15 protein-coding genes are annotated in these 13,480 nt (G+C 40.5%); 2 read left to right on the forward strand and 13 right to left on the reverse strand.

Features of this window, described 5'->3' with window-relative positions:
- Positions 1 to 19 precede the first annotated feature (19 nt).
- From SM123_RS10035 to SM123_RS10055, 5 genes are all read right to left on the reverse strand, one after another.
- Positions 20 to 433, reverse strand: coding sequence for a DUF3021 domain-containing protein (locus SM123_RS10035; RefSeq protein ID WP_049472884.1), 414 nt, complete (start codon positions 431 to 433; stop codon positions 20 to 22).
- A gap of 9 nt (positions 434 to 442) precedes the next feature.
- A complete protein-coding gene (locus SM123_RS10040; protein ID WP_049523750.1) occupies positions 443 to 898 on the reverse strand; it encodes a LytTR family DNA-binding domain-containing protein in 456 nt (151 codons plus the stop codon).
- Between the two features lie 18 nt (positions 899 to 916).
- Positions 917 to 1,759 carry an ABC transporter permease gene (locus tag SM123_RS10045; protein ID WP_150905138.1) on the reverse strand — a complete coding sequence of 281 codons (843 nt, stop codon included), beginning with the start codon at positions 1,757 to 1,759 and terminating at the stop codon, positions 917 to 919.
- Positions 1,759 to 2,625, reverse strand: coding sequence for an ABC transporter ATP-binding protein (locus SM123_RS10050; RefSeq protein ID WP_320909541.1), 867 nt, complete (start codon positions 2,623 to 2,625; stop codon positions 1,759 to 1,761). Before SM123_RS10050 ends, SM123_RS10045 begins: the two co-directional genes overlap by 1 nt.
- A 124-nt stretch (positions 2,626 to 2,749) precedes the next feature.
- Positions 2,750 to 3,067 carry a winged helix-turn-helix transcriptional regulator gene (locus SM123_RS10055; RefSeq protein ID WP_150905136.1) on the reverse strand — a complete coding sequence of 106 codons (318 nt, stop codon included), beginning with the start codon at positions 3,065 to 3,067 and terminating at the stop codon, positions 2,750 to 2,752.
- Positions 3,068 to 3,154: 87 nt separating this feature from the next.
- On the opposite strand from SM123_RS10055, the gene SM123_RS10060 reads away from it, so the two are divergent.
- Both SM123_RS10060 and SM123_RS10065 read left to right on the forward strand, forming a co-directional pair.
- Complete coding sequence (locus SM123_RS10060; protein WP_150905134.1) at positions 3,155 to 3,472, forward strand: YciI family protein; 318 nt, start codon at positions 3,155 to 3,157, stop codon at positions 3,470 to 3,472.
- Between the two features lie 107 nt (positions 3,473 to 3,579).
- The gene (locus tag SM123_RS10065; protein WP_320909542.1) at positions 3,580 to 4,434 is read left to right on the forward strand and encodes a putative RNA methyltransferase; all 855 of its coding nucleotides are present in this window, start codon (positions 3,580 to 3,582) and stop codon (positions 4,432 to 4,434) included.
- Between the two features lie 85 nt (positions 4,435 to 4,519).
- On the opposite strand, the gene SM123_RS10070 is transcribed toward SM123_RS10065, so the two are convergent.
- The 8 genes from SM123_RS10070 to SM123_RS10105 form a co-directional block, all read right to left on the reverse strand.
- Positions 4,520 to 5,083: an NAD(P)H-dependent oxidoreductase gene (locus SM123_RS10070; RefSeq protein WP_320909543.1), complete on the reverse strand. Its 564-nt coding sequence runs from the start codon at positions 5,081 to 5,083 to the stop codon at positions 4,520 to 4,522.
- Positions 5,083 to 5,676 (reverse strand): TetR/AcrR family transcriptional regulator, encoded by a 594-nt coding sequence (locus tag SM123_RS10075; RefSeq protein ID WP_320909544.1) that lies wholly within the window; start codon positions 5,674 to 5,676, stop codon positions 5,083 to 5,085. The genes SM123_RS10070 and SM123_RS10075 overlap by 1 nt, the downstream gene beginning before the upstream one ends.
- A gap of 197 nt (positions 5,677 to 5,873) precedes the next feature.
- On the reverse strand, positions 5,874 to 7,178 hold the full coding sequence (locus SM123_RS10080) for a response regulator transcription factor (RefSeq protein ID WP_320909545.1): 1,305 nt from the start codon (positions 7,176 to 7,178) through the stop codon (positions 5,874 to 5,876).
- Between the two features lie 10 nt (positions 7,179 to 7,188).
- Positions 7,189 to 8,835, reverse strand: coding sequence for a sensor histidine kinase (locus tag SM123_RS10085; protein ID WP_320909546.1), 1,647 nt, complete (start codon positions 8,833 to 8,835; stop codon positions 7,189 to 7,191).
- Between the two features lie 2 nt (positions 8,836 to 8,837).
- Positions 8,838 to 9,449, reverse strand: a complete 612-nt coding sequence (locus SM123_RS10090; protein WP_031572560.1) for a YesL family protein — start codon at positions 9,447 to 9,449, stop codon at positions 8,838 to 8,840.
- A 403-nt stretch (positions 9,450 to 9,852) separates the two neighbouring features.
- Positions 9,853 to 11,334 (reverse strand): ABC transporter substrate-binding protein, encoded by a 1,482-nt coding sequence (locus SM123_RS10095; RefSeq protein ID WP_320909547.1) that lies wholly within the window; start codon positions 11,332 to 11,334, stop codon positions 9,853 to 9,855.
- Between the two features lie 79 nt (positions 11,335 to 11,413).
- Positions 11,414 to 12,346, reverse strand: a complete 933-nt coding sequence (locus tag SM123_RS10100; protein ID WP_003004100.1) for a carbohydrate ABC transporter permease — start codon at positions 12,344 to 12,346, stop codon at positions 11,414 to 11,416.
- 13 nt (positions 12,347 to 12,359) lie between these two features.
- A complete protein-coding gene (locus SM123_RS10105; RefSeq protein ID WP_003009701.1) occupies positions 12,360 to 13,289 on the reverse strand; it encodes an ABC transporter permease in 930 nt (309 codons plus the stop codon).
- Positions 13,290 to 13,480 lie beyond the last annotated feature (191 nt).

Below are 13,480 nucleotides of genomic sequence, written 5' to 3' on the forward strand. Positions count from 1 at the left end.
TATACACTTTTTTCTGGGACTATTTCCCTTTTCTGCGATACAACAATGCTTGGTTGATTCGTTGAGTTTTTTTATGGAGTTGCCAAATCTGGTAAAGCCAGATCAGGCCGTAAATGGCTAGAAAGATCAACCAAGGAATCGGGCTCCGTAAGGCTGCCCCCCAGCCAAAAAATAAGTAGGTCAATGCTAAGATGGTAGCTGTCACAACTAAATGCAGGACCACACGCAAACTATAGGTCAAAAACTCTTCTTCCTCAAGAATGAACGTCAAAACTCCCATTGTTCCACTCATTAAAAAGATCGCTAGGATGTTGCGTACATTCACAGCGGGATAGACGATGTTGGGATAGATATGGGATAATAACACCAAACACAAATAAAAGAAGGATCCTGTCCTCATACCAGATACAAAATAAGCTATAACTCGTTTCATCACTTTCTCCTATACCCCTAAATAATCCATCAAGGATTTGACATATTTCCGACTGACACTTGATTTCACTCCACGTGTCAGTTTAGCCATCATATTGCCTGAAAAACTATCCGATAGCGATTCTAAATGGTCGATATTCATCACCGCGTGGCGTGATATCTGTAAAAAATTACGACGATTAATCCGATGTTGAAAATTTGTCAAAGTATCTCTGACGGTGAACGTTTTGTCTGTCGTATAAATGGTTAGCTGATTCTTATCAATCTCGGCTAGAATAATGTCATCAATTTTCACCATAATCAAATGATCATCTGTTTTGATAGGAATCACTACTTGATTCACTGTCGAAAATTGTTCGAGATAGTCCATCACCTCTCGTGCTTGATCAGATAATTGCTTGGCTTGAATGACCACACAGGGGTTGCTTTCTGCGATATCCTGTTTTTCCTCAAAACGAATCTTCATTCCTACTCCAATTCTCACTTACTTTCTTTTACTCGATCTTTTTGCCAAGGAAATCCAAATCCCCAAAGCTAGAAGAATACCTCCTAACACTATAAGGTATGTTTGTTCCTTTGTCAATAAAGCTTGCCATTTGAGCTGAACGCCCATTTTTTCTTGAAAATCTCGAAGAAGATCATCTCGCCCCTTAAAGGTTTCGCTCACTGCTTCTTTCATGAGTACTTGTCGATAAAGTGCAGCAATATAAGTTGCTGGAGTACATTTCATTAGTAGTTGTGCAAAATCAGGTAGAACACCTAAAGGTACATAAGTCCCTACCAAAAAACCGGAAGCTGTACCCACTATGGTCGCAAACTTTCCAAGACTGTCTACGGATTGGAAAAAATAAACAAAAATGGCATTCACTAAACTAGAAAGCAGGCTACTAAACAGCATGATGAGGAGTACTTCAGGTAATAAAGATAGTGCTGGAGCTTCTCTAAAATAGCCACACATCAGCACATACATAAGGACTTGCATGAAAAAAGAGATGATGATTGCGCTCGTTAGATACGAAAATGGTAACCGCCACTTCCCTTGATCCGATAAATAAAGATCCTGATCTACTTGATGTTCACGGTCCTTTACTAACTGAGTCAGGGCAGCCAGACTTGTCGTAATCCCTGTCACAGCCAGCGTCCCACTCATTAACCAATTATTTAACACAGGACCACTATTTGGGAGCTGAGCCCAAGCATCTGTCAGATTTTTTTGAAGAAAAATAATATAGAGAACAAAGGAAATCAAGGCTCCCAACAGGGAGAAGAAAACTCCTGAACGATTCCTAAAATACAATAAAAAATTTCGCTTTAGTACGGCTAGCATTAGCGGACCTCCCTTCCTGTAAGTGCAATAAAGGCATCATCCATGGTCCCTGGACGAAACTCAAAATGGGCTAGATTATCTCTAACTTGCGCCAGGTAATCAATGGCTTCCCTTTCACTCTTGGGTTGAAAAATATACTCCAATTGACTTTGTTGCTCTACTGACATTCCCGAAGATTTGAGACTTTCTATCTGCTGCATCTCCTTGAAACGAATCTTCAAGATATTTTTTGCATACTGACTCTTAATATCTAGTGCTGATCCCTGAGCAATCACTTCCCCATGGTCTACAATATAAATTTGATCAGCTTCATCTGCTTCGTCAAGATAATGCGTGGTCAATACAACGGTCATTCCCTCTTCTCTCTGCAATTGATAGAGCAAATCCCAAATAGACTTCCGGGTTTGGATATCCAAACCTGTCGTTGGCTCATCTAAGAACAAAATATCTGGTTGTGAGAGCAGAGCACGCGCAATGTCAACCCGACGCTTTTGGCCACCTGAAAGAGTCCCATATTTCTGTTTTTGAAAAGCTGATAGGCCTAGCCGATCAATAAGATCAGACACACGATCAGGTTTTAAGCCTTTATACTGTTTCGCACGAATGGTCAGATTTTCCCTAACCGTTAGCATCTCATCTAAGACACTAGTCTGGAAGACCACACCAATTTTCGTACCTGGTTCATAGATGATTTCACCTTGCGTTGGTTGTTTCAAACCAATCAACATGGAAATCGTTGTTGATTTCCCCGCCCCATTTGGTCCTAGAATCGCATTAAAGGTTCCCTTTTCAAACTGTAAATGAATATTGTTTACGGCTAAATGATTTCCATATCGTTTACTGATGTTTTTAGCTTGTAATATCATGTTCTCTCTCCTTTTGATAGAACCAGTCTAGCAAAAAAGCCGTTTAAAAAACGGCTTTTGGGGATAAGTGGTTAAAATGAAGAGATGAGTGGCGAGATAGAAGAGATTAAAATGAGGGAAAAATTCATTGCAACCATTCTTTTCCCCATTGATTCAAGTCCTTTAAAATCGGCATCAGTGATTTGCCTTTTTCTGTCAGCTCATATTCTGTATGGAGTGGCATCGTTTCAAAATCATATTTCTCAACCAATTGGTTCTCTATTAAAACGTCTAAGCCACGTGTCAAACTGATAGTTGTTATCCCTTCAACTTCTCTTCTCAATTGATTGAAACGAACTCTCTTATGCTTGTTTATAACCCATAATATATTCATCCTCCATTTCCCACCAACCACATCTAAGACTCGAGACATACTACAGTTCCAATTTTTATTTGTTAACATTTTTTCTCCTTACAAAAATGTGCCTACTATTCAGGTAGTTTGTAAAGTATTATAATCTATTTATCATTTGTTTTAAAGGAGTCACTTATGTTTATTGTAAACCTTACCTATATCAAGCCCCTTGATGAAGTTGAAAAACACTTAGAAAAACACATAGATTTTTTAAATCAGTATTATACAAAAGGTCTTTTTATCGCATCTGGAAGAAAAAATCCAAGAACTGGCGGTATCATTCTCATGAGAGCAAAAAATAAAGATGCTGTCCAAGAAATCATTGCACACGATCCATTCTATCAAAATGAGATTGCTCAATATGAGATCATTGAATTTGAAGCAAGTAAGTATTGTCTAGAATTGAAAACCCTCCTCAGCGATCCATTGGACGAAAATGAGGAAATTAAATAAAGAGACTCAAGGTCCATTCAATACCGCGTAGAACCGTTAAAAAAGTGTGACTTAGTCCCATTACAGCATCGGTTGCTATCTAGAGGCTCTTTTGTTACACTACTAATATGAATACACCGATCAAACCAAAATTACAACGATTTCAAACAGCCACTGCTTTTGCCTGTCCCATCTGTCAACTGGACCTAGAACTTGTGGGGACCAGTTTTAAATGTCCCAAGGGCCATTCTTTTGATTTGGCGAAATTTGGCTATGTCAACCTGGCTCCCCAGATCAAACAATCAAAGGACTATGACAAAGAAAATTTCCAGAATCGCCAGCTGATCTTGGAAGCAGGTTTTTATGAGCCGATTCTAACAGCGATCGGACAAAAAATTCCGACCAGTGATGCCAGAATTTTAGATATCGGTTGCGGAGAAGGCTATTACTCCCGAAAACTACAAGAAGCCTATCCCAAGGCTACTTTCTATGCATTCGATCTTTCCAAGGAATCCGTACAACTAGCTGCCAAGAGTGACGCTAGCTGGAAGGTCAATTGGTTTGTAGGAGATTTGGCTCATTTACCCATTCAATCTAAGAGTATGGAAGTCATTTTGGACATCTTCTCCCCGGCTAATTACGCTGAATTTGAGCGTGTCTTAAAGGCTGAAGGGGTGATTATTAAGGTCGTCCCAACCTCTTCTCATCTAAAAGAGATTCGTCAGTTGGCCCAAGATCAATTGACCAAGCAATCTTACTCCAACCAGGAAATTTTGGAACACTTTGAAGAGCACTGCCAGATCCTCTCATCCGAAACAGTCAGCCTCACCAAGAGGTTAAGTCCTGAAGAACGTCAGGCGCTCCTCGCCATGACCCCTCTTCTATTTCATGTTGACCAAGAAAAAATCGACTGGACTCAACTCACAGAAATCACCATTGAAGCTGAGCTGCTGGTTGGAAAAATCAAGATACAAAGAACGTAAAATGAAAAGTAAAAAGGCTGAGACAAATCGTCTCAGCCTTTTACTCATCTTCTGTATGCTCTGTCATGACTTGTAACGCACGTTTTTATATCCTTTTGGCTATCTGTGCGATTTTTTCTAGTTCTTCTTTCCGTTGACGATCACTCATATACTCCACTCGTGTAACTTGTGTCATTTTAACCGGTTTAATACCACAGGGTTTCAAGATTTGAGATTTTAGAACCTTTGCGTAGTCTTGAGAAAAAGGAAGAAAAATTTTTGGCGTATTATGCGTCGTAATGATCCACGCTTTTCCATCTAGTTTCCCCACCGGACCTCGAGGTCCATTCTGATAAGCAAAACCTGTAACAAAAACACGATCAATAAAACCTTTTAAAATAGCTGGCATTCCACTCCACCAAGTAGGGAAAATAAAAATCAACTGATCCGCCCAACTCAATAAATCTCTATATGGTTTCATGTCTTCATTATGCTGTAAATCTCTCCTTTTATGCGTTTCATCAAAACGTAAAACCGGATCAAAGTTTTCTTTATATAAGTCTACTATTTTAACTCTATGCTCTGGTGCTAAATGCTTTTGCACAGTTTGAAGGATTGATGCATTATAACTTGTTTCATTCGGATGTGAATAGATTATTAAAACATTCATCAGCTATCTCCTTTTATATAAATATCAAGCATCGTTCTGACGGTCTTTTGAACATCATTTTCTTTAAAGCTTTCTCCAACAGGACTCCTTACCAATAGAGCCAAACCAGCAATAAAACTCCAAAAATGGATCAAAATTTCTGCGTCACCACTAGAAAGATTTTCCTCATCTTTAAGTCTTAACGCTACCGACTTAAAATGTTCAAATCCTGGTAAAGAGGAGTTGACTGAAATAGTTTCCTGGAACAACTCCATATAGTTATATGGAAATTTGATAAATAATACTTCAAATAGATAGGTTTCCTCTTGGGCAAACCTTACAAAGTTACAGCCCATCAGAGTTAGTTGAGTTCTTGCATCTATGGAAGTATCAATCCCTTGTATCATATTTTTCAAAAAGAACATTGATAAGTGTTCCATAACCACTTGAATATATCTATCTTTACTTCCAAAATGCTTATAGGGAGCTCCATGAGTCACCCCACATTTTTGAGCTATTGTACGCATAGACATCCGGTCAATCCCGTTAGTTCTGATTTCTTCAATGCCGACCGAAATTAACTTTTCTTTCAGTTCTTCCGTATTCCGTTTCATTTGACCACCTTCCCTTATCAAAGTATACGTCGTCTACTTTTTATAAAGTATACACTGTCTACTTATATTTGTCAAATAAAAAAATACTCAAAAGTTAGCTTCATAGTCTCTGACCTTCTGTTATGTACTCACCTAAGGAAAGTTTCTAAGAAGACGTTGTCTTCAATCAAAAGGCTGAGACAAATCGTCTCAGCCTTTTACTCATCTTCTGCCTGCTCTGTCATGACTTGTAAGCGATAGGTTTTAGGCGATTTCCCACAGAGTTTACGGAAAACCTTGTAGAAATAGCCTACATTACTGTAACCAACTTTATAGCAGATATCTTCAATACTGTCATTGGTCGATAAGAGGAGCTGCTGGGCAGCCTTAATCCGCTGTTTGTTGAGGAGTTCTGCGAACGTTGCATTGGTTTCTCGTTTAATCAATTGGCCTAAATAGACTGGATTGATAAAGAGAGCCTGACTGATGTCCTTGAGTGACAGCTCTTTTTGGTAATCACGGCTAATCACTTGGAGGACACTCGCTACATTTTCGTTCATCCGATAGTGGGATAAGAAACGGGACAACTCTTCCTGGATAAAGCTAATCATCTCGCTAAAGGTAGCAGCTTCTTGGACTTTCTTGACCACATCGGCCAAATCATCTCCTTGCAGGTATTCAAACAAATGAAAGACATCCATCAAAAATTGGATAAAGAGTTGCTTTGTCAGCGAAACCTTGGGTGTCTTCTCAAGGATCATTTTTTCCAACCAGTCCAGTTCTTCTAAGATCTGTTGGATATTTCCTTGCATGATCACCCGGTAGGCCGGCTCGTAGTAATGGAAGACCTCTTCGTCTTGATTGAGAGGGGTCGCTCCATAAAAGAGACTCCGCTCCACTAGGTCCTTAAATTGATGAAAGTGTTCCTTATAAGGAGGCTCAAAGGCCTTCTCAATCATGGCTTCTTCTTCTTGATCTGAGATAAAGAGTTGAAGATTTTGCCCGAGAACTTGGTAAGACGAGCTGATAAAACCTTTTTTCTCCTTAGCAATCCCAATCCACAGTGAATTCCGGCCTGCGATATACCGACAAAACTCTTCCTCAGAGATGTCATCGTGAATCAAGCGGTTGGCCAACTCTTGGCTTGGTTGCTGGATTTGGTGCTGGATTTTTTCTAGGATATTGCCCATCTCCACCTTATTGACAGGTTTGAGCAGGTAGTCTGCCACGCGCAAATTGAGAGCTGTCTTGACATATTCAAAATCCTGATAGCCTGACATAATGATATAGGCAGCATCTGGGATCAAATCCTTCATCTCAGCAATCATCTGAAGTCCAGTTTTCCCAGGCATATTGACATCCGTGATCACCACATCTACCGGATACTCTCGCACATAATCAAGGGCTTGGTCTGCATCTTCTGCAGTTGCGACCACTTCCATATTCCAGTGGTCAAAGGGGATTAATTTTTTTAACCCTTCTGTAATCATATACTCATCGTCTACTAATAAGACTTTGTACATTCTGTCTCCTTTATTCATCTTGAATGGTTATCGTATAGGTCACTCCATGGTGAGGTTGGGAGAAGACTTGGATATGGTAGCGATCTCCAAAATAGAGCAGCATGCGTTCATGGACATTGACAATTCCGATGGACTGCCGACCACTCTTTTCTTCGATTTCTGAGCGTGGATTGCGATTGGCTAGCATCTCTTGAATGCTTTCTAGCTGTTCTTCTTTCATCCCGCGCCCATTATCAGTGATCAAGATGATGACCTGCCCTTCTCCTTGCAAGACCTTGACACTGATCACATTGTCCTTGCGTTTATGGTCCACTCCATGCGCAAAATAGTTCTCGACCAAAGGCTGGATGGTGAATTTGGGAATCTTCATCTTTTCCAAACCTGGATCGATCTTAAAGCCATAGGCAATCGATTTTGGATAACGCACCATACAGAGGTAGCTGTATTTGCGACAAAATTCGAGCTCATTTTCAACTGTCGTCACTCGCTCGTCTGAGATATTATTGCGCAAGAGACTACTAAACTCATAGATAATATCACCCAATTCATCCTGCTCTTGCATGACGGCATACATCCGGATAAATTCCAGTGTATTGTACATGAAATGGGGATTGATCTGGGCTTGTAGGGCCCGCATATTGGCATCTTTTTGGCTGAGCTGCAACTGGTAGATATCCCGAATGTTCTTGTCCATATTGTCTAACATGGTATTGATCATATTACCAATGACCAAAAGTTCTTGGTCCTTGGTCGAGGTATCAATCCGTCGTTCACTATCGCCTTGACTGATCTGATTCATGGTATCGACCAAATCGAGGACTTGACGCCGGTAATTTTTGAAAATCTGCCGTAATAACAAGTACAGGATCAAGAAAATCAGGAAAGCAATGGAGAGAAAAGTGGTCAGGTTAGCTAGACCCTTCTTGACCAAATAACTTTCAGAAACGACTACATCCACCTTGTAGCCATAGATCGTGCTACGGGTTTGCCATTTAACATCTTTTGCTTGCTCCTTATCCCCTTCATGGTACATTTCTTTCCCAAAGGGCGTGAAGATCCGCACAGCAACCGGTAGATCTCCTCTAGCATTGTCAATCGCTGCCGTCAAAATTTCCTGGTCCAGAGTAATATAAGCAATCCCAACTCCAGCACCCGTAGTCGGATCTGTCAAAGGAACCGGAATGGCTGTCGCAGGAGCCTTGTAATGGTCCGCGGAAACTTGCTTACCCCCCTTCGATTGCCGGGTAGAGACAAATACTGTCTTGTAATCCGACAAGGTGACATCGATACCCTCGATGTTTTTATTGCTCAAATAGAGACTGTCAATATTCTTATGTAGGGACAATTGGATATAAGAAGGAAACTGGGCATTCAATCGCCAAGTCTCATACTCCGATGGTGACAAGGTAAAATAGCGATAAACCCCTTCTAATTTTGCAGGGTTTTCAACGAGACTACGCCCTTCTTGTGTGACCCGCTGATAAGAGGTCTCGAGATCCGTCACGACTTCAGTCAAGACCCGTTGGGCGATCCGATCGGCTTCAGCTTGCTGGTTTTTCCAAGAGATCCCCGCTACGACGAGACCCATAATGGTCAAAATGACCACCATGACATAGGCGTAGAATTTTAAAAGCGTACTTAACCAGATTTTTTTCATCGTTAGGATACCAATTTTTCGTGGATATTTTGATAAACAGGGTCAAAGATATCATTGACAAAGAAATGCCAGACGCCGATCAAGACAAAAAAGAGAAGGGCTGGCATATAATAGCTAATGACACCAAGTAGTGCTGTTCCAAGGATGAGCTTAAGAACTGGACGAATGTCCAGCAACATTCCGATCAAACTGAGCTTGATACTGTTGGCATAAGAGAGAGCAAAATGCACTTGCAATTTCAAATAAACAGCGTAAGCTAGAGGCGCAACCAAGAGGAAAACTAGATTAAACAGAAGAACCAAAATTTGGAAGAAATTTAAGTGAGGAATCTGGATCATGAGGTACATGCCATAGAGGAGGATTCCTTCAATGGCAAAGAAGGTGTAAAAAACTTGATTGGCCGGAACCAGATTTTCTTTGAAGAGTTCCCAAGCGCGTGACCAATGATAGTCCTTGTAGGTCATGCCATTTTCCGCATAGAGGCTCATGATAGTGGCACTGGCTGGTCCTACTCCTAGAAGGATGCCCCCACAGATCGTCAAGACCCAAAAAATCCCTGTTACCAGCATGGCAACATAGACTCTCGTAAAAATGAACTCGATGATTTTCCCCATCATTCAGCCTCTTTTCCAATTAGTCATTCTATTATACCATAAAAATAAAACGCTTTCCCGCATTTACATTAGTAAATTGAAATATTGATTTTCATTTCCAGTTCTATTTTCATAAAAAACTGTTCTTTGATACAGATCTATAAAATTATATAAAAATAAAAACATTTTATGAGTTAAAGTTATTCAATCATCTACCGAAACTTTCCGCCGTGAGAAAAGTGCTAGAAACACTAGTGTTTCTAGCACTCGGGAGTTTTGAAACTTTAGGTTCAAAACTAAGTCATGGAACTTCGTAGAAGTTCGCTGACGTCCGTACTCACATAAGGAAAGCTTCTAAGAGGACTTTCTCTTCAATATAAAAGGCTCTGGAGATCCCTCCAAAGCCTTTTCGAACTACCTGTTCTTATTTTTTAGAAGCAAGGAATTCGTCGTATTGTTTTTGCATTTCGTCAAGCACTTTTTGGTAAGCACCTTCTGATTTCAATTTTTCAAGCATCTTAGGAACTTCTACTTCAGGATCCACAGTACCAGTATTGATCGCACCTGCGAATTGGTTCAAAGTATTTGTAAGAGCAGTGATTTCTGATTTCACTTTGTCTGTGTTAAAGATGAAGCCAAGTGCTGGAGATTCTTTTGCAGTTTCCAAATCTTTCTTAGATTGTGCAATTTGTTCATCTGTTACGTTTTCGTTGATGTAAAGAATCCAGTTGTTACCAGTGTTCCATCCAGACATGTGAGTGTTTCCGTTGTAGCCATCCAAGACTTTGACACGGTTTTCTTTGCCAGCAACTTTTTCCCAGTTCTTGCCTTCTGGTCCATAAACAAGGCCGTTCAAGAGTTCTGGATCAGTGTTCAAGAGGTTCAACACTTCCATTGCTTTTTCTTTGTTCTTAGAGTTGTTTGAGATAACAAAGTTAGCTACTTGAGTAGTATTGTTCTTCTTGTACAGTTCAGTAAATGGTTTGATTTCGATCTTACGGTTTGCTACACGAGAAAGCAAGCTGTTACCGTAGTCAGCTGGCCCTACTGTTTCTTCACGAACCAACCATGTATCTTGAGAAAGATCATAACCAGTGTCGCTCGTTGCTACGTCTTTTGGAATGTATCCTGCTTCGTAGTATTTGTGAAGAGTCTTCAAGTTTTCTACATAACGAGGAATTGTGTAACGGTCAACGATCTTAGTAGTGTCACCTTTCAAGTCAACAACGAATGGAAGTCCATCAACAGCCACATAGTCAAAGTCATCTGAAGGTCCACCGTAGCTCTTGTTCATTGCAAATGGAACAACGTTTGGATCTTTTTCTTTGATGGCTTTCAAGACTGGTTCAAGAGAAGCATAGTCTTTCACGTTTGAAACGTCGATACCATATTTTTCAAGAAGTGGTCCGTTAAAGGCAAAGTTTTGAGAAGATGCAACGTTAGCTGCTACTGGAACAGCATAGATCTTGCCGTTTACAGTGTTCCCTTTGATGTAAGTTGGGTCAAGTGCTTTGTAAAGGTCTTTCCCTTCTTTCTTGTACAATTCTGTCAAGTCAGCATAAGCACCTTTTTGAGCGTTAATGACATAGTTATTAGCAAAGGCAATATCATAGTTTTCACCAGATGAGATGATAACGTTCATTTTTTGTGCATAGTCACCCCAACCAAGATATTGGATATCCAATTTTGCGCCAACTTTCTTTTCAATGATCTTGTTGGCATTTTTAAGAAGAACATCCAAGTTATCTGGTTTATCACCGATTTGGTACATCTTGATGATTGGTTTACCGTCTTCAGTTGTTGCAGACTTCTTGTTGTTCCCTGTAAGGTTTCCACAAGCAGCAAGAGTAGCTCCAAGAGCGATGACACTAGCAGATGCTAACGCGTATTTTTTCCAATTTTTCATAAGAAAAATCTCCTTTATGTTATTTTCTTTTTAGACTAAGTTATGAGTTGAAAATCCTGCTGATTTTCAATAAACGATGTTATTCTTTCACACCACCGATGGTCAAGCCTTTTACAAAGTAGCGTTGGAAGAATGGATAGAGAATGGCGATTGGCACTGTTGCCACAACCACCATGGCCATACGTCCTGTTTCCCGTGGGATGGATTGTACAGCTCCTGCCAATTGGCCGGATACCCCGACGTTTTTAGCGATGTAATCCATATTGTTTTGGATTTGCATCAAGAGGTATTGCAATGGGTAAAGGTTGTCACTCTTAATATAGAGGAGGGCGTTGAACCAGTCATTCCAGAACCCTAAAGCGGTGAACAAACTGATGGTCGCAATCCCTGGAAGAGACAATGGCAAGCAGATTTGGAAGAAGATCCGTGTTTCACTTGCCCCATCGATCCGAGCGGATTCAAGGATAGCTTCTGGAATGGTCCGTTTAAAGAAGGTCCGCATCAAGATGATGTTAAATGGACTGAGCAACATTGGGATAATCAAAGCCCCGATGGTATCACCTAACTGCAAGAGTTGAGTGGTGACAATGTAGCTTGGAACCAACCCTGCACTAAAGAGCATACTAAGGAGTGAAAATACGGTAAAGAACTTGCGGTATTTAAAGGTACTCCGTGAGATAGCGTAAGCATAAGTTGTGGTGATAAAGACATTACATGCTGTTCCCACAATGGTCACAAACAAGGTAATGAAGAGGGCTTGCAAGATTTTGTCTTTGAACTGTACCAAGAAGAGGTAACCATCAAATCCAAATTTTGCTGGCCAGAATTGGAAGCCATGGACTGCCAAACTTTGTTCGTCTGTCAAAGAGATCATGACAACGAAGATGAAGGGAAGCACACAGGTCAAGCCGACCAAGGTCAACAACAAGGTAAAGAAGAAGTTGCTCTTCTTACTGAAAGAATGGATCCCGACATTATCAATTTTTTCTTTTTGAATGGTTGATTTTTTCATACGATCCTCCTTTCTAGAAGAGAGCGGCATTCTTATCAATGCGACGGGCAATGATATTTGAGATTAACACAAGAACCAGCCCGACTACCGATTGGTAAAGACCGGCTGCTGCTGTCATCCCGATATCCCCTGACTTGGTCAAACCGTTGTAGACATAAACATCAATAACGTTGGTTACACTATAGAGAGCTCCAGCATTATGCGGGATTTGGTAGAAAAGACCGAAGTCTGCGCGGAAGATATTTCCGACTGCAAGAATGGTCAAAACCGTAATCAAGGAAGACAACTGAGGAATGGTGATGTTGCGAATGCGTTGCCACTTAGACGCACCATCCACGGTCGCTGCTTCATAGTAAGTTGGGTCAATTCCCATGATGGTTGCATAATACATGACACTGCTATAACCAAAGCCTTTCCAGATTCCTAAGAAGAGGAGAAGCGCTGGCCAGATCCACAATTCCGAGTAGAAATTGATGGCTTTCATACCAAATGAAGTTAAGATGTGGTTGACCAATCCTTTGTCCACGTTAAGGAAGGCATCGGTGAAGAAGCTGATGATAACCCATGATAAGAAGTATGGGAAGAGCATGGAGGTTTGAAGCACCTTGACCACTCTTTTTGATCTCAACTCACTAAAGATGATGGCGATCCCAACGGAAACAATCAATCCTAAGAAGATGAATCCTAAGTTGTACAATACCGTGTTTCTTGTAATAATGTAGGCATCTTTGGAACTAAAGAGGAATTTGAAGTTGTCAAAGCCAACCCACTTACTCTTCATGACACTGTCAATGAAGCCCTCTCCTGTGATATGATAGTCCTTAAATGCTACGATATTCCCAAAAACCGGAATATAGAAGAATAAGATTAACCACGCTGCACCAGGTAAGACCATTAAAAGAAAAATGAAATTTTCTCTCAGAGTCCTTACAAACTTTTTCATTTAACTTCCCCCTTTGAGCCTTGAGCGTGTTTTTGCTTTGGTAGCGTTTACAATACTTATTATAAGATAGCCATTTTCTATTTTCAAACTCCTAATTATAGAAAAAATTCTACAAATTTATGACATAGCTTAAAAAAAGAGTAGAAAAGGGTGGTCGTAAAGACAGCTCCTCTTCTACTCCTAGCCACTGT

Source organism: Streptococcus sp. S5 (genome assembly GCF_034134805.1).
In the GTDB taxonomy this organism is placed as follows: Bacteria; Bacillota; Bacilli; order Lactobacillales; family Streptococcaceae; genus Streptococcus; species Streptococcus lingualis.

Coding starts and splice junctions, on each gene's coding strand:
- SM123_RS10035 (WP_049472884.1), bottom strand. CDS start 433: ATGAAACGAGTTATAGCTTATTTTGTATCTGGTATGAGGACAGGATCC.
- SM123_RS10040 (WP_049523750.1), bottom strand. CDS start 898: ATGAAGATTCGTTTTGAGGAAAAACAGGATATCGCAGAAAGCAACCCC.
- SM123_RS10045 (WP_150905138.1), bottom strand. CDS start 1,759: ATGCTAGCCGTACTAAAGCGAAATTTTTTATTGTATTTTAGGAATCGT.
- SM123_RS10050 (WP_320909541.1), bottom strand. CDS start 2,625: ATGATATTACAAGCTAAAAACATCAGTAAACGATATGGAAATCATTTA.
- SM123_RS10055 (WP_150905136.1), bottom strand. CDS start 3,067: ATGTTAACAAATAAAAATTGGAACTGTAGTATGTCTCGAGTCTTAGAT.
- SM123_RS10060 (WP_150905134.1), top strand. CDS start 3,155: ATGTTTATTGTAAACCTTACCTATATCAAGCCCCTTGATGAAGTTGAA.
- SM123_RS10065 (WP_320909542.1), top strand. CDS start 3,580: ATGAATACACCGATCAAACCAAAATTACAACGATTTCAAACAGCCACT.
- SM123_RS10070 (WP_320909543.1), bottom strand. CDS start 5,083: ATGAATGTTTTAATAATCTATTCACATCCGAATGAAACAAGTTATAAT.
- SM123_RS10075 (WP_320909544.1), bottom strand. CDS start 5,676: ATGAAACGGAATACGGAAGAACTGAAAGAAAAGTTAATTTCGGTCGGC.
- SM123_RS10080 (WP_320909545.1), bottom strand. CDS start 7,178: ATGTACAAAGTCTTATTAGTAGACGATGAGTATATGATTACAGAAGGG.
- SM123_RS10085 (WP_320909546.1), bottom strand. CDS start 8,835: ATGAAAAAAATCTGGTTAAGTACGCTTTTAAAATTCTACGCCTATGTC.
- SM123_RS10090 (WP_031572560.1), bottom strand. CDS start 9,449: ATGGGGAAAATCATCGAGTTCATTTTTACGAGAGTCTATGTTGCCATG.
- SM123_RS10095 (WP_320909547.1), bottom strand. CDS start 11,334: ATGAAAAATTGGAAAAAATACGCGTTAGCATCTGCTAGTGTCATCGCT.
- SM123_RS10100 (WP_003004100.1), bottom strand. CDS start 12,346: ATGAAAAAATCAACCATTCAAAAAGAAAAAATTGATAATGTCGGGATC.
- SM123_RS10105 (WP_003009701.1), bottom strand. CDS start 13,289: ATGAAAAAGTTTGTAAGGACTCTGAGAGAAAATTTCATTTTTCTTTTA.